Source organism: Devosia sp., assembly GCF_014860165.1.
In the GTDB taxonomy this organism is placed as follows: Bacteria; Pseudomonadota; Alphaproteobacteria; order Rhizobiales; family Devosiaceae; genus Devosia.
The window spans coordinates 37478-55484 of sequence record NZ_JACZKG010000015.1 but is presented as its reverse complement, the minus strand read 5'-3'; the positions used below and the strand labels follow the sequence as shown (position 1 = coordinate 55484).

General features: G+C 64.8%; 16 protein-coding genes. 12 read left to right on the top strand and 4 right to left on the bottom strand.

All coding sequences use genetic code 11. From position 1 onward, the window contains the following. Window positions 1-41: 41 nt before the first annotated feature. Window positions 42-413, bottom strand: coding sequence for a DUF2200 domain-containing protein (locus IH615_RS03760; RefSeq protein ID WP_291359920.1), 372 nt, complete (start codon window positions 411-413; stop codon window positions 42-44). A gap of 226 nt (window positions 414-639) precedes the next feature. Here IH615_RS03760 and IH615_RS03755 point away from each other — a divergent pair, with 226 nt between their 5' ends. The 4 genes from IH615_RS03755 (at window position 640) to IH615_RS03740 (ending at window position 4347) form a co-directional block, all read left to right on the top strand. Beyond that, complete coding sequence (locus IH615_RS03755) at window positions 640-1281, top strand: CvpA family protein (RefSeq protein WP_291359918.1); 642 nt, start codon at window positions 640-642, stop codon at window positions 1279-1281. Between the two features lie 215 nt (window positions 1282-1496). After that, window positions 1497-3002, top strand: coding sequence for an amidophosphoribosyltransferase (purF, locus tag IH615_RS03750; RefSeq protein ID WP_291359916.1), 1506 nt, complete (start codon window positions 1497-1499; stop codon window positions 3000-3002). Next, entirely contained in the window at window positions 3002-3754 is a 753-nt protein-coding gene (locus tag IH615_RS03745) for an SDR family NAD(P)-dependent oxidoreductase (protein WP_291359914.1), read from the top strand. The genes purF and IH615_RS03745 overlap by 1 nt, the downstream gene beginning before the upstream one ends. Next, the gene (locus tag IH615_RS03740; protein WP_291359912.1) at window positions 3754-4347 is read left to right on the top strand and encodes a GNAT family N-acetyltransferase; all 594 of its coding nucleotides are present in this window, start codon (window positions 3754-3756) and stop codon (window positions 4345-4347) included. Before IH615_RS03745 ends, IH615_RS03740 begins: the two co-directional genes overlap by 1 nt. Here IH615_RS03740 and IH615_RS03735 read toward each other — a convergent pair. Then, window positions 4344-5606: a hemolysin family protein gene (locus tag IH615_RS03735; RefSeq protein WP_291360115.1), complete on the bottom strand. Its 1263-nt coding sequence runs from the start codon at window positions 5604-5606 to the stop codon at window positions 4344-4346. The genes IH615_RS03740 and IH615_RS03735 overlap by 4 nt on opposite strands. A gap of 229 nt (window positions 5607-5835) precedes the next feature. Between IH615_RS03735 and IH615_RS03730 the strand changes: the two genes are divergently transcribed. The 4 genes from IH615_RS03730 to IH615_RS03715 all read left to right on the top strand — a co-directional run bounded on the left by IH615_RS03730 (window position 5836) and on the right by IH615_RS03715 (window position 8504). Then, window positions 5836-6273, top strand: coding sequence for an MAPEG family protein (locus tag IH615_RS03730; protein WP_291359911.1), 438 nt, complete (start codon window positions 5836-5838; stop codon window positions 6271-6273). Further along, complete coding sequence (locus IH615_RS03725) at window positions 6274-7566, top strand: RsmB/NOP family class I SAM-dependent RNA methyltransferase (protein WP_291359909.1); 1293 nt, start codon at window positions 6274-6276, stop codon at window positions 7564-7566. It begins immediately after the preceding gene. After that, window positions 7563-7955 (top strand): hypothetical protein, encoded by a 393-nt coding sequence (locus IH615_RS03720; RefSeq protein WP_291359907.1) that lies wholly within the window; start codon window positions 7563-7565, stop codon window positions 7953-7955. The genes IH615_RS03725 and IH615_RS03720 overlap by 4 nt, the downstream gene beginning before the upstream one ends. Before the next feature lie 63 nt (window positions 7956-8018). Then, complete coding sequence (locus tag IH615_RS03715; RefSeq protein ID WP_291359905.1) at window positions 8019-8504, top strand: TspO/MBR family protein; 486 nt, start codon at window positions 8019-8021, stop codon at window positions 8502-8504. Here the strand turns inward: IH615_RS03715 and IH615_RS03710 are convergent. Together IH615_RS03710 and IH615_RS03705 are read right to left on the bottom strand one after the other, a co-directional pair. Then, the gene (locus IH615_RS03710) at window positions 8501-9703 is read right to left on the bottom strand and encodes an acyltransferase (protein WP_291359904.1); all 1203 of its coding nucleotides are present in this window, start codon (window positions 9701-9703) and stop codon (window positions 8501-8503) included. The two genes, IH615_RS03715 and IH615_RS03710, sit on opposite strands and share 4 nt — an antisense overlap. A gap of 56 nt (window positions 9704-9759) precedes the next feature. Continuing rightward, window positions 9760-10983 carry an acyltransferase gene (locus IH615_RS03705; RefSeq protein ID WP_291359902.1) on the bottom strand — a complete coding sequence of 408 codons (1224 nt, stop codon included), beginning with the start codon at window positions 10981-10983 and terminating at the stop codon, window positions 9760-9762. A 164-nt stretch (window positions 10984-11147) separates the two neighbouring features. Here IH615_RS03705 and IH615_RS03700 point away from each other — a divergent pair, with 164 nt between their 5' ends. From IH615_RS03700 to der, 4 genes are all read left to right on the top strand, one after another. Continuing rightward, window positions 11148-13925: a DUF2339 domain-containing protein gene (locus tag IH615_RS03700; protein WP_291359900.1), complete on the top strand. Its 2778-nt coding sequence runs from the start codon at window positions 11148-11150 to the stop codon at window positions 13923-13925. A 40-nt stretch (window positions 13926-13965) separates the two neighbouring features. Continuing rightward, window positions 13966-15537, top strand: coding sequence for a glutamine-hydrolyzing GMP synthase (gene guaA, locus IH615_RS03695; protein WP_291359899.1), 1572 nt, complete (start codon window positions 13966-13968; stop codon window positions 15535-15537). A 121-nt stretch (window positions 15538-15658) separates the two neighbouring features. Further along, window positions 15659-16456: a tetratricopeptide repeat protein gene (locus tag IH615_RS03690; protein WP_291359897.1), complete on the top strand. Its 798-nt coding sequence runs from the start codon at window positions 15659-15661 to the stop codon at window positions 16454-16456. Between the two features lie 39 nt (window positions 16457-16495). Next, window positions 16496-17956, top strand: coding sequence for a ribosome biogenesis GTPase Der (gene der, locus IH615_RS03685; protein WP_291359895.1), 1461 nt, complete (start codon window positions 16496-16498; stop codon window positions 17954-17956). Window positions 17957-18007 lie beyond the last annotated feature (51 nt).

Genomic DNA, 18007 nt, shown 5'->3' with positions numbered 1-18007 from the left:
GATAGCCCGGAAGGCGCGCACGATCGGCGCGATAATCGACGTTAAGTCTCTACCGGCTGGCGCAGGATCTTGGCCATGGGACGGCCCTTGGCCAACTCATCGATCAGCTTGTCGAGATAGCGGATCTCTTTCATCAGCGGCTCGTCGATCTCCTCGATACGGACGCCGCAAATGACTCCGGTAATGAGGGACCGCGCCCGATTCAGTCGCGGTGCCTGAGCGAAGAAGTCGGTGAACGTGGTCTTGTTGGCCAGTTCGCGGTCCAGCGACTCCTGGGAGTGGCCGGTGAGCCAGCGAATGACTTCATCGACCTCGGCCTTGGTCCGGCCTTTTCTCTCCACCTTCTCCAGGTAGAGGCGATAAACGCTGGCCACGCTCATGGCGTAAAGGCGCTGGTTGTTCTTGCTGTTCATGCCGCCAGTCTAGCGCAAGGGCACCGGTTATTGCCAGCCTTGGCCGGGCGACTCCGGGGTCTGGTGAGATGGTCCAGGACCGGGCAATCGCCTAAAATGACAAGGGGCCGTGTGTCGCGTTTATCGTTTTCGTGAACATCGCGGTCGCTTCATCCCCGCACCGCTTGGCTTTGACGGCAGAAGCGGCTAAACGGGGGCAGAACTTGCATTGGGCGGGCCCAGATCCATGTTGACCGCATTCGACGTCGGCGTCGGCGTTCTTGTCTTGATTTCGGCGATTCTCGCCACCGCGCGCGGCCTGACCCGTGAAGTGCTGTCGCTGGCCACCTGGGCCGGCTCGGCCGCCATCGCCATCTATATGTGGCAGTATCACCCCGATATCGCCCGACAGTATATCGCCGAGCAGATCGTGGCCGATATCGCGACGGTCGTAGTGACCTTCATCGTGGCGCTGATCGTGCTGCACCTGCTCACCATGCGCATTGCCGATTTCGTCGTCGACAGCCGCGTCGGCCCGATCGACCGGACGCTCGGTTTCGTGTTCGGGGTGTTGCGCGGCATCCTGATCGCCATCGTCATCACTATTTTCGGCACATGGTTGTTGCCCAACAACCTGCCGAGCTGGGCGGCGCAGTCGCAGACGCTGCCGCACTTGCAGAGCATGGGCCAGACACTGATTTCGCTGCTGCCCGAGGGCTTGGAACAGCAGGTCACCGACATGCTGCAGGGTGGTACGGGCCTGACCGATGATGCCGAGTCGCCAGCCGTGCCGGTCGAAGAAGGTACGGACGCCACGGAGGACGGCACGATCGAGCAGCCGGCCGCGGTGCCGACGCCCCCCGCGGCCGTCCCTGCGACGCAGACCTGATCATAAAGTGGTGAGCGCGCCGCGCTCGCCACAACCCTGACCGCCTTGCGAGGCATTGGTCTGGAACCGAAAAATGGGCTATGGGGTGGTAAACCCACTCACATCATGGCCCCGTCGCCATTGGCGGCGCGCATTTGTGAGGCGCGTTTTCGAACGCAGAAGTGGTGTCCACTTTTGCTGAAAACGCTCTAGCCTGCGGTTGAGGCAGCATTGGCATGGAGAGCCCGGTGAACCATCCGAGCGATGATTCTTTCGATGATCTTGAAGGCGACACGCTGCACGAAGAGTGCGGCGTGTTTGGCATTCTGGGGCATAGCGACGCCTCGACGCTGACGGCGCTGGGCCTGCATGCCCTGCAGCATCGCGGGCAGGAGGCGGCTGGCATCGTCAGCTTTGACGGGCGCCAGTTCTTTACCGAAAAGCGCATGGGCCTGGTGGGCGACCACTATACGGACCCGGCTTTGCTGGCCAAGCTGCCCGGCTCGATGGCGATGGGCCACACGCGCTATTCGACCACCGGCGAAGTGGCGCTGCGCAATGTGCAGCCGCTATTCGCGGAGCTCGAAGATGGCGGCATTGCCATTGCCCACAATGGCAATTTCACCAACGGGCTGACGCTGCGCCGGCAGATCATCGCCACCGGCGCCATCTGCCAGTCGACGTCGGATACCGAGGTGGTGCTGCACCTGGTGGCGCGTTCGCGCCACACATCCTCAACCGACCGCTTCATCGATGCCATCAGGCAGATGGAGGGTGGCTATGCCATGCTGGCGATGACACGCACCAAGCTGATTGCGGCGCGCGACCCGATCGGCATCCGCCCGCTGGTAATGGGCGAACTCGACGGCAAGCCGATCTTCTGCTCGGAGACCTGCGCGCTCGACATGATCGGCGCCAAGTACATCCGGGACGTCGAAAACGGCGAGGTCGTGGTCTGCGAATTGCAGCCCGATGGCTCGATCACCATCGAGGCGCGCAAGCCAGCGCGGCCGCAGCCGGAACGGCCGTGCCTGTTCGAGTATGTCTATTTCGCCCGCCCCGACTCCATGGTGGCCGGCCGCAGCGTCTATGCGGCGCGCAAGCGCATGGGCATGAACCTCGCCAAGGAAGCGCCCGTCGAGGCCGACGTGGTCGTGCCGGTGCCCGATGGCGGCACGCCGGCGGCCATCGGCTACGCCCAGGCCAGCGGCATCCCGTTCGAATTGGGCATCATCCGCAACCACTATGTGGGCCGCACCTTCATCGAGCCCACGCAGTCGATCCGCGCCTTTGGCGTCAAGCTCAAGCATTCGGCCAACCGGGCGGAGATCGCGGGCAAGCGCGTGGTGCTGATCGACGATTCCATCGTGCGCGGCACCACGTCGCTCAAGATCGTGCAGATGATCCGCGACGCAGGGGCGACGGAAGTGCATATCCGCGTCGCCAGCCCGATGATCTATTATTCGGATTACTATGGCATCGACACGCCAGACCCGGAAAAGCTGCTGGCCAACCAGCACAAGAGCCTGCAGTCGATGTGCGAATTCATCGGCGCGGACTCGCTTGCCTTCCTGTCGATCGACGGACTCTACGAGGCGGTCGGTGGCGAGAAGCGCAACAATGTGGCACCGCAGTTCACCGACCACTATTTTACGGGCGACTATCCGACGCAGTTGACCGATCTCAACGGCCGCGCCAAGAACGAGCCGAAACAAGTTTCCCTGCTCAAAGAGGCCGGTTAATGGCTGCTGGAACACAGGATCGAACCGGCCAGGATCTGGCCGGCAAGGTCGTCCTCGTCACCGGCGCCTCGCGGGGCATCGGCTATGCCGCCGCCATCGAGGCGGCCCGGCGCGGCGCCCATGTGGTGGCCGTGGCCCGCACCGTGGGCGGGCTCGAGGAACTCGATGACGAAATCCAGGATCTGGGCTCTTCAGCTACGCTGGTGCCGCTCGACCTGCGCGACGGCGATGCCATCGACAGGCTCGGCGCGGCTATCTTCGAGCGCTGGGGCATGCTGGACGGGCTGGTCGCCAATGCCGGGCAACTGGGCGTCCTCAGCCCCCTGCCCCATGTGAAGCCGGAAGACTTCGACAAGGTAATGGCCGTCAACGTAACGGCCAATTATCGCCTGCTGCGCGCCACCGACCTGTTGCTGCGGCAATCGGCGGCGGGCCGGGTGGTGTTCGTCTCGTCATCCTCCGCCCGGTCGGCGCGGCCGTTCTGGGGGCTTTATGCTGCCAGCAAGGCCGCGGTGGACGCCATGGCCAAGGCCTATGCCGGCGAAGTGGCGCAGACCAAGGTCAAGGTCAACGTGTTCTATCCGGGCGCGGTGCGTACGGCGATGCGGGCCAAGGCCATGCCCGGGGAGAACCCCGAGACGCTGCCCAAGCCCGACGATATCGCGCCGCAACTGATCGACCTGGTCAGCCCGTCGGTGAAGGAAAACGGCAGGCTCTTCAACGTCGAGACCGGCGCTTTCGAGGATATCTGATGGTCGAGCTGCGTGCCTACCGCCAGGGCGATCTCGACGCGCTCTACGATATCTGCCTGCGCACTGGCGATTCCGGCCAGGATGCAACTCCGCTGCACAAGCACGGGCAGTTGATCGGCCATATCTATGTAGCGCCCTATTGCGTGCTGGAGCCGTCAAACGTGTTCGTCGCCGAAGATGACGAGGGCATCGCCGGCTATGTGGTGGGCACCCATGACACCGACGCCTTCTCAGCCCGCCTGGAGCGCGAGTGGTGGCCCGCCCTGCGCGAACGCTACGCGCAGGTTCCCGATGCCGACCTGACGCCGGCCGACCGCCAGCGCATCGAGGTTATCCGCGAGCCGCATGTCACGCCGGCTGATATCGTGGCGCAGTATCCGGCGCATATCCACATGAACCTGCTGCCGCGCCTGCGTGGCCAGCGGATCGGCACGGGCTTGCTGCAGCGCTGGATCGACCAAGCGAGGGGTGCCGGCGTTGCGGGCATTCACCTTGGCGCCAGCCCGACCAATACGGGCGGTATCGCGTTCTGGAGCAAGAGCTTCACACCGCTGCGCACGGAAGGCGCGGTCTGGTTCGGAATGCCGCTCTAGTCGAGCCGCGTCATCAGCACCTTGTCGATGCGGCGGCCGTCCAGGTCCATCACCTCGAATTTCCAGCCATTGTACTCGAAGGTTTCCCCGACTGCCGGCAGGCGGTTGATGATGGAGAGCACGTAGCCGGCGACGGTTTCGTATTTGGCCTCGCGCGGAATGGCGATCTTGAGCTTGTCGCCGAATTCGTCGACAGGCATCCAGCCGGCCACCAGGTATGACCCGTCCTCGCGCTTGACCAAAGCCGGATCGTCGCCGGTCTCCTCCTGGAACACGCCGGTAATGACCTCAAGGATATCGCCCGAGGTCACGATGCCTTCGAAATGGCCGTATTCGTCCACGACCAGGGCCATGTGAACGGTGGAATTGCGGATAGCGCGCACCACGTCCAGCGCGTCGGCATGGTCCATGACGACGGGAACCGGCTGCACGAATCTGCGGATTTCCAGCGGCAATCCGTTGGCGAAGACGCCGATAATGTCCTTGATCGCCACCACGCCGATGATGGAATCGGCGTCACCATCCTGCACCAGCAGTCGCGAGCGGTGGGTGCTGAGGATGGTGCGGCGGATTTCGTCGCTCTCGTCCGACAGGTCGACCACATCGACGTCGAGGCGCGGCGTCATCAGGCCGCGCGCGGAGCGATCGGCAAGGCGCATCACCCCCGATATCATCGAATGCTCGTCGCTCTCGATCACACCGGCCGTGGTGGCCTCGGCAATGATGGTCTTGACCTCTTCCTCGGTCACCCGCTCCTCGGATTCCCCGCCCTGCCCCAGCACGCGCAGCACCAACTTGCCGGAGACATCGAGAATCCAGACGATGGGGGAACCGATGGCGGCCAGCAGCTTCATCGCCGGAGCGACGCGCGCCGCCACCCCCTCGGCATCGCGCAGGGCGATCTGCTTGGGCACCAGTTCACCGATGATCAGCGAAATATAGGTGATGAGCACCACCACGACGCCGACACCCAGCACGTCGGCGATATTGTCCGCCACGCCGATCGATTCGAGCCAGACGGTCAGGCGCAGGCCCAGCGTAGCGCCCGAGAAGGCGCCCGAGAGGATGCCGACAAGGGTGATGCCGATCTGCACCGAGGACAGGAACTTGCCCGGGTCTTCGGCTAGTTCGATGGCGGTAGCGGCGCCCTTGTTGCCCTGATCCGCCATGTTGCGGAGGCGAGCGGGGCGGGCGGAAACGACTGCTAGCTCCGACATCGCCAACAGGCCGTTGACGATGGTCAGGACGACGACGATCAATATTTCTGCGAACAAGGTCTTTTCATGGGAATGCGGCCCCGCTCTCAGCATCGGGTCGCTTATGCCGGGACAATATAGGGGCAATGCAATCGGTTGCGCCATGGCTGTGGAAAATATGTTGCCATTGGCGATCTCTTGCAGGCAGCAGGGTCTCAACGCCTGCCTGCAATTTCACACGCCGGTATGGCCCCGAATGCGCTAGGACTGCGCCGCACCCCTGGAGACCGAGATGCCGCTGACCGAAAAATTGCTGATCCTGGCTATTGTGCTGCAGGTGCTGCTGACCATGGGCCTCCTGGTCTGGATGGGCGTTGAACGCGTGCCGCGGGTGGCGCGCGGCGAGATCGCCGTCAGGGACATTGCCGTGGATCGCGATGCCTATCCCCTCAAGGCGCGACTGCTGTCCAACAGCTTCGACAATCAGTTTCAGCTGCCCGCCCTGTTCTATGTGGCGGCATTACTGACCTTGTGGTCCGGCGGCGCGGGATGGGTCGAGGTGGTGCTGGCCGGGCTGTTCGTGGCCCTTCGATATGTCCACGCGGCGATCCATGTGACCACCAACCGGGTCTACCGGCGCTTCGCCGTCTATTGCGCGGGTCTTGTGGTGCTGGCGCTTCTGTGGCTATGGCTCGTGCTGCGACTTGTCATCCTAGCCCCGAGTGTCTGAATGCGCCTTCCCGGCCGCCTGTCCGCCGCCATCGCCGTCCTGTCAGATGTCGAGACGCGCAAGCGGCCGGTATCGGAGGCGCTCAAGGCCTGGGGGTTGAACAATCGGTTCGCCGGTGCCGGTGACCGTGCCGCCATCGGCAACCTGGTCTATGACGCGCTGCGCCGCCGCGCTTCGCATGCCGCAGCCATGGGTAGCGACAGCCCGCGGGCATTGGTGCTGGCTGTGGCTGTGCGCGACTGGCATGAGGACCCGGCCGCGCTCAACGAGAGCTTCGCCAGCGACAGCCACGCTCCGGAAGCCCTGAGCGACGAGGAGATGGCCCGCGCCGTGGGCCAGTTGGGCGACGACACACCCGGCTGGGTACTGGCGGATGTGCCGGAATGGCTGGCGCCGTCGCTGCAGCGCAGCTTTGGCGACAACTGGATCGCCGAGGGCCAGGACATGGCCGGAAGGCCATCGCTGGACCTGCGCACCAACACGCTCAAGGCGACCCGCGAGCGGGTGATGAAATCGCTGGCGCGGTTCGAACCGTCGGAAACCGCCATCTCGCCTGTTGGCGTGACCATGCCGGCCGGGCCGCGCGATGCGCGCACTCCCAATGTCACCACGGACGAGGGCTATCTCAAGGGCTGGTTCGAAGTACAGGACCAGGGCAGCCAGATCGTGGCGGCATTAGCCGGGGCACGTCCCGGTGAGCAGGTGCTGGACCTCTGCGCGGGGGCCGGCGGCAAGACGCTGGCGCTGGCAGCGGCGATGATGAACAAGGGCCAGATCTTTGCCTATGACAGCGACCGCAACCGGCTGGCGCCGATCTATGACCGTCTGAAGCGCAATGGGGCCCGTAACGTGCAGGTCCGCGCGCCGCAGCCCGGGGCGCTCGACGATCTGGCGGGCAAGATGGATCGCGTGGTGATCGACGCACCCTGCACCGGCACAGGCACCTGGCGGCGGCGGCCGGACACCAAGTGGAAACTGACGCCGGACCTGCTGGCCCAGCGCATGGGCGAACAGGCGGCCATTCTCGGCGAAGGCCAGCGCTACCTCAAGCCCGGTGGCACGCTGATCTACATCACCTGCTCGATCCTGCCCGAGGAGAATGACGATCAGGTCGCGGCTTTCATCGCGGCCCATCCCGGCTTTGTCTCGGTTGAGGCCGACGAGCTGTGGCAGTCGGCCTTCGGCACTGCCCTGCCCGCAGGTCTCCAAACCAGCCAGGGCGGGATTGCGCTGACGCCGCGGCTGACCGGCACGGATGGCTTCTATTTCAACGCCTTGCGGCGGGTCGCATGACGCTGGCGCCGGACAATCAGGAGAGCGGCGTCCCGCTCTGGGGTTTCGTCGCCGGCGCCGCCGTGCTGATCGCGGCGGCATTTGCCGCGGTTTGGGTCATGTTCCCTGCGCCCGACACCCGGCATGACCTGGTGTCGCCTTCCGGCGCGGCACGGATCGAACTGGGGGAACTGTGCGGCGATGCCGGTTGCGACCGCGTCGCCATCCTCGATGCAGGTGGCGTCCGGACCGGTTGCCCATTGACGCTGACGGGCAACCAGCCGCTCTTTCACGAGGTCACGGCAGCCTGGTCGGCGGACGAGTCGAGGGTCGTGCTGAGCTACGTGGCACAAGACGGCGGCACCGGTTCGCTGACAATCGAGCGTACCGACTGCATAATCACGCAATAAGTGAAACTCGGACGACAGTTGTCACGTTCAGCTAGCAGTGCCCCTGGAACCAGCGTGACCGCCATGACCGTCCCCTCCCTCGCCGACTACAAGACGCCCCGCCCATGGCTGACCCTGGGCATCTTTCTCGTCGTGGTCATTGGCGTCGGTGCCCTGATCGGGACGCAGTCGATCCCGGGCGAATGGTATCAAAGCCTCGCCAAGCCACCGTTCAATCCGCCGAACTGGATTTTCGGGCCTGTCTGGTTCACGCTTTATGTGATGATCGCCGTTGCCGGCTGGCGCATCTGGATGGTGGATCCGCATAGCGGCGCCATGAAAATCTGGTTTGCGCAGATGGCGCTCAATTGGGCCTGGTCGCCGGTCTGGTTCATCGGGCAGATGCTGTGGCCGGCCTTTGCTGTCATCGTCGCCCTGCTGGCGCTGATCGTGGCCTTTATCGTCGTGGCACGGAAATACGATAAGATCGCCGCATGGCTGTTCGCGCCCTATCTGGCCTGGGTCAGCTTCGCGTCGCTGCTCAACTTTTCCATCGCCGCCTTGAACTAGGCCGGCGCCGGCTCGAGGCGCTCGCGCTTCTCCAGCCGGCGGGCCCAGCGCACCACCGGCTGCTCCAGCAGGTGGAAGCTTAGCGTCGCCAGGGCGATGCTGAGGATGATGACCGTGGCGCTCGACCACAGCCAGATGCTCCAGCCATGCTCGCCGCCTGTCTGGAAACTGGGCGGCAGCAGGCGCACCATCAGGACAATGATGAGGAAGTGCCAGATATAGATGCCGAACGAAATCTTGGCGATGAACCGGGCAATCCTGTTGTCGAGCAAGCGGCCCGCCAATACGGAGGATGGCAGGGCCACCAGCGCTAGCCCGATGGCAATGGGTACCACGGGAAAACCATAGGGAATGCCGAGGAGGCCAAAGCCTTCGGTCGGCCTGCCGACGTAGACGGCCATTGTGCCGCCGACAGCGGCGAGTGCCAGCAGGCCAAGCCCGTCAAATGCCCAATGGCGCAAGGCCGCCAGCCGAACCTGAATGCCAGCGGCGAGCGCGCCCAGGGCGAAAATACCGAAGAAGCCGATCGGATTGAAGCGTGGCATCCAGGCCTTGGCCCCGCCGAGCAGCCCGTGCTTCCAACCACGTTCGACCTCATCAATTGGCGCCCACTGCACCACTAGCCAGTGAAGAGCAAGCACAGCCAGAATGATGCCAAGCCATGCAAGCCGTGCCGGCAAGGCGCGCAGGCGGAGGGCAAAGAGGATCGCGAGGCAGAATGGCAACAGCAGATAGGACGTAACCTCGAAGCCGATGGACCAGAGGGGACCGTTATTGTCGACTGGGAACAGCGTCAGCCAGTGCCAGTCGCTGACCAGCAGGAATCCCGCGAGGAAGCGGAGGATGTGTTCGGCATCAAGTGGTGAGCCGCTGACGGTGATGCTGAAAACCAGGCTCACGGTGAGCGCGACCCAGAAGCCGGGCAGGATGCGCGCCGCGCGGCGCAGGGCGTAGATGCGCAGCGAGGGCATGGGCTCGCCGCGATCGAGCGCCAGCCAGAACGGCCGGGCCAGGAGGAAGCCGCTGAGCACGAAGAAGATGGAGACCCCGAAGCTGCCCATGACGAGGAAGAGCATGATCGGCTCGGCCATATCGGGAGCCCTGCTGAGGTCCATGCGGAAGACCAGATGGTGCAGGAGCACCATCACGCAGGCGATGGCACGCAGGAAATCTGCACCAAGCAGTCGCTGATGGGTCAAGCGGAAATCCTGTGCGGTTTGCGGTGCAAACGTGCCTGCTGTGTCGTTCGTTGCGGTCAGGCAGGCATGCGCTGCTCGAGTGGCTTGCGACGCTCCAGCCCGCGGGCCCAGTTGATCATGGGCAGTTCCAGCCAACGCCAGGACAGCGTGGCGATGACCAGGGTGATGACCGAAATGATCGCGCTGGCCACGAGAAACTTGGTGGGATCGCTCATGGTGCTGTGGTCCATTTCCGGCACCCAATAGTGGCGAACCAGTTCGAGCACAAGATAGTGCCAGACATAGATGCCGAAGGAGATGCGGGCGAGCCACGACACCAGGGGGTTGTCGAGGATGCGCCCGACGAGCAGGCTCGACGGCGCTGCGGCGAGCGCCAACCCGATCATCACGTGAAAGGTCGGAAACTGGTAGGGCACCTGCAACCAGCCATAGAACTCGCCACCGCCCCGCAGGCCCATGACCCACATGGCCCAACCTGCAATTACCAGGGCCCCAACCGCCACGACGTCAAACAGGATCGAACGAAACCGCGCAACGGCCACCTGGATGCCGGCGGCCAGCGCGCCGGTGGCAAACATGGCGAAGAAGCCAAAGGGATTGAACCAGGGCATCCAGAGCTTGGCGCCGCCCTGCAGGCCATAGTTCCAGCCACGGCGGACGGAATCGACCTCTACATTGCTGTAGAACAACCAATGGGCACCGAGGGCGGCGGCAAGGACAACCAGCCAGGCCAGGCGGGCTGGCCAGCCGTGCAGCCGCCCCTTCCCCAAGGCAAAGATGGCGAGAAAGCCGAGCGGCAGCATAACGTAAGAGCTGACCTCGAAGCCGATGGACCAGAGCGGACCATTGACCTCAACCGGGAACAGGGTGGTCCAGTGCCAATCGCTGACCAGCAGCAGACCGGCGGCATAGCGCAGCCACAGCCAGCCATCGAGCACGGCGCCGAAGACCGTCACGCTGAAGATGAAGGTGGCCGTCAGCGCCAGCCAGAAGCCGGGCACGATGCGCGCGGCTCGGCGCAAGGCATAGATGCGGAGGGACGGCACGGGTTCGCCGGCGTCGAGCGCCTGCCAGAACGGCCGGGCCAGCAGGAAGCCACTCAGCACGAAGAACATGGCAACGCCAAAGCCGCCGGCACTGTTGAACACATGTATGAAGGCGTTGGAGCCGAACTCGCTGCGGACATCGACGCGTTGGGCCAGATGATGGAAGAGCACGATGAAGCAGGCGCTGGCGCGTATGAAGTCGGCACCGTAGAGGCGAGTCGTGTTCGTGGTCATCTTGGTCCTCGCGACGCACCGTTCGGCATTCGTCGGCAGGGTACAGGTGCCATTGCCGGGGCTGGACCGCAAGCGGGCCGCTTGGGCGATGGTCAAAGGGCGTCTGAGCCGCCGGGCTCTTGACGGCCCCAAATGCGCGTGGCCTCTTGCGCCCGGGGGGCATCATGGACGGACTTGTCGCATTCGCCGTATTGCTGGGCGCGTTCTATCTGATCGCCCCGATCGTGGCGCTGGTCATGGCCGTGGGCCAATCCGGCCGTGTCGCCCGCCTGGCCAGCGAGAATGCCAGTCTGCGCGTGCGCCTAGAAAACCTGGAGCGACGGGCGCCCAGCGCCGCTGCGCCGCAGACGGTGGAGACGCCGCCGCCGGCCGAAAGCCAGGATATTGTCCGGCCGGCCGCCGCGCCTGCTGCTCCTGCCGCCTCTGAGGGCGCCCCTCCCCCGACAAGCGACGCCGAGGGCGAGGTCGATATCGGGGATCAGGACGGGGACGAGGAAGAAGACGATCCGACCCATGGTGAATGGGCCGAGGGCCTGACCGAGGCCGAGCTCGATCTGGCGCCGCCAACGCCACCCAAGCCGCGACCGCCATTCGACTGGGAACGCTTCATCGGAGTACGCCTGCCGGTCTGGCTGGGCGCCCTGGCGCTGTCGCTGGCAGGCTTCTTCTTTGTCCGCTACTCCATCGAGGCGGGCCTGCTGACGCCGGCGTTCCGTGTCTTTGCCGCGCTGCTGGCAGCCTTCGGCTTCCTGGTTGGCGCCGAGGTCGTGCGCCGGCGGGTCACCGCCGACAACGGGCCGGCCATTGCGGCCGCGCTGGCGGCGGCGGGCGTTGCCACACTGTTTGCCACCGCCTACCTGGCTTCGGTTGTCTATGACCTCGTGCCGCTTTCGGCGGGCTTCGTCGCCATGGCGGCGACAACGGTCATCGGCATCGGTATTGCCCTGGTCTTCGGCCGCACGGTGGCCATTGTCGGCATGTTGGGCGGCTACGTGACGCCGGCCCTTATTCCGAGCGACCAGCCCTCGGCCGCAGTGCTGTTCGGCTATCTCACGGCGATCCTCATCGGCATGTTCGTCGTCATCCGGCTGAAGAACTGGTGGAACATCGGGCTCGTGGTGTTGCTCGGGCCGGCCGCGTGGGTCGTTGCGTGGAGCACCCTGCCCGGGTTTGAAGCGGATCATGTCTGGGGCACGGCCTTCCTGATCAGCATTGCGGTGGTGGTGCTGGTAGCGGCCCATCCGACATGGTCGGCGGCGCGGCAGCCGCTGGCCACCACGGGGATGGCGGGAGACAATCGTGCCGAGGCGCAGACCGTCGTTGCGGCGGTGGTGCTGAGCAGCCTGGGCTTTCTCATGCTGCTGTCGCAGTCGGGCTTCGCCATGCCGTTCTGGCAGGGCATGCTTGCCTATTCCGGGCTGATCGTAGCGCTGGCCTTCGCCGCGCCGGTTGCCTTGCGCCATCTGCCGCTCGCGCCATTGGCGGCCACGGCACTGGCGATCCTGGGCTGGGACAATTCGGAGCCGGAAGCGGCGGCTGTACTCATTCCCATCTTTGCGGCGATGTTCGGCTTCTTCGCGCTCGACCAGTTCCGCCGCATGCAGGCGCGAGTGCTGGCGGCTGGCACCGTCGCCTTCGTCGCTCTATTCTTCTACTTGGCCGGGCTCGGCAAGGCCGCAGGTTGGCAGGCAGCGCTGGACGAGCCGCATCTATGGGCGCTTGGTGCGCTGGTGCTCGCGGTGGGGCTGCTGGCCCTGCTGTGGCGCTTTGGACCTGCCATTGCCGGCGAGGCAGAGCGCGACCGCGTCTATGCCATCCTCGGCTCGGCGGTCACCGCCTTCGTGTCGCTGGTCATCGTGCTTGAGCTCGACCCACTCTACTATCCGGCTGCCGCTGCGCTGCAGGTGGTGGGGTTGGCCTATGTGCATCGTCGCACCGGGGTCGGTGCACTCCGTATCGTCGCCACGTGGTTGTCGGCGATTTATGCGCTGCTGATCCTTGGTGCCATCAATGCCAACGGCTTCGCTTCGGCCCTCAGCTTCGATCCGACCTATGCCTTCACACCCTCCCTGTCGGACGCGCCATGGGTGCTGCTGATCCTGCCCGGCCTTGCCTTCCTGGGCGCCGGCTACCTGTTCCGCCGCCAGCCCGCCGATACCTTCGCCGATTGCCTCGATGTCGGCGGCCTGGCCCTGGCGGCATTCGGCCTCTTGGTGCTGGGTGGGGTAGACAGCATGGCGTTCGCCTCCGCCCATGGCACCGTCGCCCGGATTGCCCTGCCCGAACTCGCACTGGCCGCGGCGGCGCTCTATGTCGGACGGCGCTGGCAGCGACCCACATTCTACCTGTCCGGCCTCGGACTGGCGGTCCTCACCGTGCTGGGCATGGCTGAAGCGGCGGTGCTGCCGCTCTATACGTTCTGGCCCGGCTACGAGTTGATGGGGCCGCCCGTCTTCAATATCGCCCTGCTTTCGCTCGGCCTGCCGGCCCTGGCACTGCTTGCCATCGGCTGGTTCGTTCGGCAGGACGGCCGCACCACCATTGCCAGGACCGGGATTGGCCTCTCCATCGCCGCAGTATTCGTGCTGTTCACCCTGATGGTGCTCGACATCCGCCACGCCTTCCACCCGCTCGACCTGCAGGGCCTGACCTCCGACGCCGAGTCCTACACCTACTCGATTGGCATGCTCGCCTTCGGTGCGGCGCTGCTGATCATCGGCGTCGCCATCCAGAACCTGGGCGCCCGGGCGCTGTCCTTCGTCTTCGTGCTGGCCGCGACGATCAAGGTCTTCCTGTTCGATGCGGCAGACCTCGAAGGGCTGTGGCGCGTGCTGAGCTTCCTCGGCATGGGCCTCAGCTTCCTCGCCATCAGCTGGCTCTATGCCCGCTTCGTCTTCGGGCTGGGCCGAAAACCCGATCAGCAACCCAGTCCTGCAACCTAAGCCGCTTGCGGAATCTTCGCGGCGGCGATAAGGGCTCGCCATGCAAAGCCCAGACACTGCCGACCGCCCGCAATCGATCCTGATCGTCGACTTCGGATCGCAAGTCACACAGCTTATCGCGCGCCGTATTCGCGAGACGGGCGTCTATTGCGAAGTGCACCCCTTCAACAAGGCAGAAGCCGCCTTCGCGGCGATGCAGCCCCAGGGCGTGATCTTCTCGGGCGGGCCTGCTTCGGTGACCGATGAAGGCAGCCCTAGGGCGCCGCGGGAGATCATCGATTCCGGCCTGCCGATCCTGGCCATCTGCTACGGCCAGCAAACGCTCTGCCTGCAGTTGGGCGGCAAGGTCGAAGGCGGGCACCATCGCGAATTCGGCCGCGCCGATGTTGAAGTGCTGGAGCCCAGCGCGCTCTATGAGGGCATCTGGGATGTCGGCGGCAAATATCCGGTCTGGATGAGCCATGGCGACCGCGTGACCGAACTGCCTGAGGGCTTCAAGGTCATGGCGACATCGCCCAATGCGCCCTTCGCCATTGCCGGCGACGAAGCCCGCAAGCGTTACACCACCATGTTCCACCCCGAGGTCGTGCACACGCCCGATGGCGGGAAGCTGCTGGCCAATTTCGTGCACAAGATCGTCGGGCTTGAGTCCGACTGGAACATGCATGCCTATCGCCAGAAGATGATCGAGAAGATCCGGGCGCAGGTGGGTACGGGCAAGGTAATCTGCGGACTTTCCGGTGGCGTTGATTCATCGGTAGCTGCCGTGCTGATCCACGAGGCGATCGGCGACCAGCTCACCTGCATCTATGTCGATCACGGGCTGATGCGGCTCAATGAGAGCGAGCAGGTCGTCACCATGTTCCGCGACCAGTACAATATCCCGCTGGTGCATGTGGATGCGTCCAAGGTGTTTCTGCGCGAGCTGGACGGTCAGTCCGACCCCGAGACCAAGCGCAAGATCATCGGCCGGCTGTTCATCGAGACGTTCGAGGAAGAAGCGAAGAAGCTCGGTGGCGCGCAGTTCCTCGCCCAGGGGACCCTCTACCCTGATGTCATCGAGTCCGTGTCCTTCACCGGTGGCCCCTCGGTCACCATCAAGAGTCACCACAATGTGGGCGGGCTGCCCGAGCGCATGAACATGCAACTCGTCGAGCCGCTGCGCGAGCTGTTCAAGGACGAAGTGCGCGCGCTGGGCCGCGAACTGGGCCTGCCCGAGAGCTTCATCGGCCGCCACCCCTTCCCCGGCCCAGGCCTCGCCATCCGCTGCCCGGGCGGCATCACGCCCGAAAAGCTGGACATCCTGCGCCAGGCCGATGCCATCTACCTAGATGAAATCCGCAAGTCGGGCCAATATGACAAGATCTGGCAGGCCTTTGCGGTGCTGCTGCCGGTGCAGACCGTGGGCGTGATGGGCGATGGGCGGACGTACGAATTCGTCTGCGCCCTGCGTGCCGTGACGTCGGTGGATGGCATGACGGCCGACTTCTACCAGTTCGACATGAACTTCCTGGGCAAGACCGCCACCCGCATCATCAACGAAGTGCGCGGCATCAATCGCGTCGTCTATGACGTGACCAGCAAGCCGCCCGGCACGATCGAGTGGGAATAGCGGCTAATCGCCAGAAATCTGCCAGCATGCTTGCGGCAATCCACCGGGTCGCCGGGCGTTTGCTTTCGCCGGGCAGCATGCTAAACGTGCGCCCGAATTCACTGGTGACCTTAGGCAGGCCATGTCCGAACAGAATATCTTCCGCGAAGTCGACGAGGAGCTGCGCAGCGATCGCATGCGCGCCCTGTGGCGCCGCTTTGCGCCCTATGTGATCGGCGCCGCGGTCGGCGTTGTGCTGGTCGTGGCCGCCAACGAGGGCTGGACCTGGTATCACGCCAACAATGCCGCCAAGTCGTCGGACGAGCTCTATGCGGCGTTCGAGCTGATCGATGGCGGCGACCTGCCGGCCGCACAGTCGCAGCTGGACGCGCTGATTGCGGACGGCTCGGGCAGCTATCCGGTGCTGGCGCAGTTCCGCAAGGCGGGCGTGCTGGTCAAGGAAGGCGCCATTGCCGATGCCGTGGCCGCCTATGATGCGCTGGCCAATACGCAGTCCAATCCCCGCCTGCGCGAGCTGGCGCTGGTGCTCGGTGGCACGCTGATGGTCGATGCCGGCACCCTGGCCGATGTCGAATCGCGCGTCGGCAGCATTGCCGTCGAAGGCAGCCCCCTGCGCAATGCCGCACGCGAGGCCCTCGGCCTCGCCCAGTACAAGGCAGGCGACTTTGCCGCCGCACAGGCAAGCTTCGAGGCCGTGGTCAACGACCCCCTGGCCCAGAGCACCGTGCGCAACCGCATGGGCTACTACCTGGCCCAGCTGCTGTCGCAAGGCGCCATCGCTGCGGAGCCGGCAACCGATGCCGCGGAAGCCGCAGCAAGCGCCATCGACGAGATCGTCAGCGACGAAGCTCCCGTTGCAGAGACCCCCGCAGCGGATGCTCCCGCCGCCACCACCGAGGCCCAGCCGGCCGCGCAATAGCGGCTGCCTCTGCCTCACGCCGGATTGGAATACACACGCATGACCGTCACCGTTGCCATTGTCGGTCGTCCCAATGTCGGCAAATCCACGCTGTTCAATCGCCTAGTCGGTCGCAAGATCGCGCTGGTCGACGACACGCCGGGCGTCACCCGCGACCGGCGCGAGGCCGAGGGCCGCATTGCCGACCTGACCTTCCGCATTCTCGATACGGCCGGCTATGAGGACGTCAAGGATGGCAGCCTCGAAGACCGGATGCGCCAGCAGACCGAGATGGCGATCAAGGAAGCCGACGTCATCCTGTTCATGATCGATGCCCGCGCCGGCGTGGTGCCGCTCGACCAGCGCTTCGCGCAGGTGTTGCGCAAGGCCGGCAAGGACGTGCATCTGGTGGGCAACAAGGCCGAAAGCGGCGCGGCAGAAGCCGGGCTGGTTGAGGCGTTCAAGCTCGGCTTCGGCGAAGCGATTGCGCTATCCGCCGAGCATGGGCTTGGCCTGTCGGAACTCTACTCCATCGTCTCGGCTGCCATCGACAAGGCGGCGGCCGACAAGGAGGCCGCCGACGCGGCCAATATCGACGACATCGACGCCCTGCCAGAGGTGGATGTCGATATCACCGAGGACATGCTCGAGGGCGAGGGCGACGAGGCAACGCTGCGCTGGAACCCCAAGCGCTACCTCAACGTGGCCATTGTCGGCCGCCCCAATGCCGGCAAGTCGACGCTGATCAACCGCATGGTGGGCGAAGACCGCGTGCTGGTCGGCCCCGAGGCCGGCATTACCCGCGACTCGATCCTGGTGCCGTGGGAATGGGAGGGCCGGGTAATCAACCTGGTCGATACCGCGGGCATTCGTCGCCGCTCCCGCGTCACCGAGAAGTTGGAAAAGCTTGCCGTGGGCGACAGCCTGCGCTCGATCCAATATGCCGAAGTCGTCGTGCTGATGCTCGACGCCACCATTCCGTTCGAGAAGCAGGATCTGGCCCTGGCGGACCTCGTCGAGCGCGAGGGGCGTGCGCTGGTCATCGCGGTCAACAAGTGGGACCTGATCGAGGACAAGAACGAAACGCTCAAGATGCTGCGCGAGGAATGCGACCGGCTGCTGCCGCAGCTGCGCGGCGTGCCGCTGGTGACGCTGTCGGGCCTGACCGGCAAGAATATCGACAAGCTGATGGAAGCCATCTTCACCATCGAGCGGAGCTGGAATTCGCATGTGTCGACGGCGCGGCTCAATCGCTGGCTGGCTGGCATGGTCGATGGACATCCGCCTCCGGCCGTCTCGGGCCGCCGCCTCAAGCTGCGCTACATGACGCAGGCCAAGACACGGCCGCCGAGCTTCATCCTCTTCGCATCGCGGCCTGACGTGCTGCCGATGGCCTATCAGCGCTACCTGGTCAACGGGCTGCGCGAGGCGTTCAACATCAAGGGCACGCCGATCCGCCTCTGGGTGCGCGGGGGCAGCGAGAACCCCTACAACGACAAGCACAAGCGCAAGATGGGATAACGAAAAACCCGCGGTGGAAGCCGCGGGTTTTCTGTTTTCCGGAGATGCTGC

Bases quoted from the DNA above. Each gene is read 5' to 3' on its own strand.
- IH615_RS03720 (WP_291359907.1), top strand. From the start codon at position 7,563: ATGACGCTGGCGCCGGACAATCAGGAGAGCGGCGTCCCGCTCTGGGGT.
- IH615_RS03730 (WP_291359911.1), top strand. From the start codon at position 5,836: ATGCCGCTGACCGAAAAATTGCTGATCCTGGCTATTGTGCTGCAGGTG.
- IH615_RS03700 (WP_291359900.1), top strand. From the start codon at position 11,148: ATGGACGGACTTGTCGCATTCGCCGTATTGCTGGGCGCGTTCTATCTG.
- IH615_RS03715 (WP_291359905.1), top strand. From the start codon at position 8,019: ATGACCGTCCCCTCCCTCGCCGACTACAAGACGCCCCGCCCATGGCTG.
- der (WP_291359895.1), top strand. From the start codon at position 16,496: ATGACCGTCACCGTTGCCATTGTCGGTCGTCCCAATGTCGGCAAATCC.
- guaA (WP_291359899.1), top strand. From the start codon at position 13,966: ATGCAAAGCCCAGACACTGCCGACCGCCCGCAATCGATCCTGATCGTC.
- IH615_RS03760 (WP_291359920.1), bottom strand. From the start codon at position 413: ATGAACAGCAAGAACAACCAGCGCCTTTACGCCATGAGCGTGGCCAGC.
- IH615_RS03725 (WP_291359909.1), top strand. From the start codon at position 6,274: ATGCGCCTTCCCGGCCGCCTGTCCGCCGCCATCGCCGTCCTGTCAGAT.
- IH615_RS03745 (WP_291359914.1), top strand. From the start codon at position 3,002: ATGGCTGCTGGAACACAGGATCGAACCGGCCAGGATCTGGCCGGCAAG.
- IH615_RS03690 (WP_291359897.1), top strand. From the start codon at position 15,659: ATGTCCGAACAGAATATCTTCCGCGAAGTCGACGAGGAGCTGCGCAGC.
- IH615_RS03740 (WP_291359912.1), top strand. From the start codon at position 3,754: ATGGTCGAGCTGCGTGCCTACCGCCAGGGCGATCTCGACGCGCTCTAC.
- purF (WP_291359916.1), top strand. From the start codon at position 1,497: ATGGAGAGCCCGGTGAACCATCCGAGCGATGATTCTTTCGATGATCTT.
- IH615_RS03755 (WP_291359918.1), top strand. From the start codon at position 640: ATGTTGACCGCATTCGACGTCGGCGTCGGCGTTCTTGTCTTGATTTCG.
- IH615_RS03705 (WP_291359902.1), bottom strand. From the start codon at position 10,983: ATGACCACGAACACGACTCGCCTCTACGGTGCCGACTTCATACGCGCC.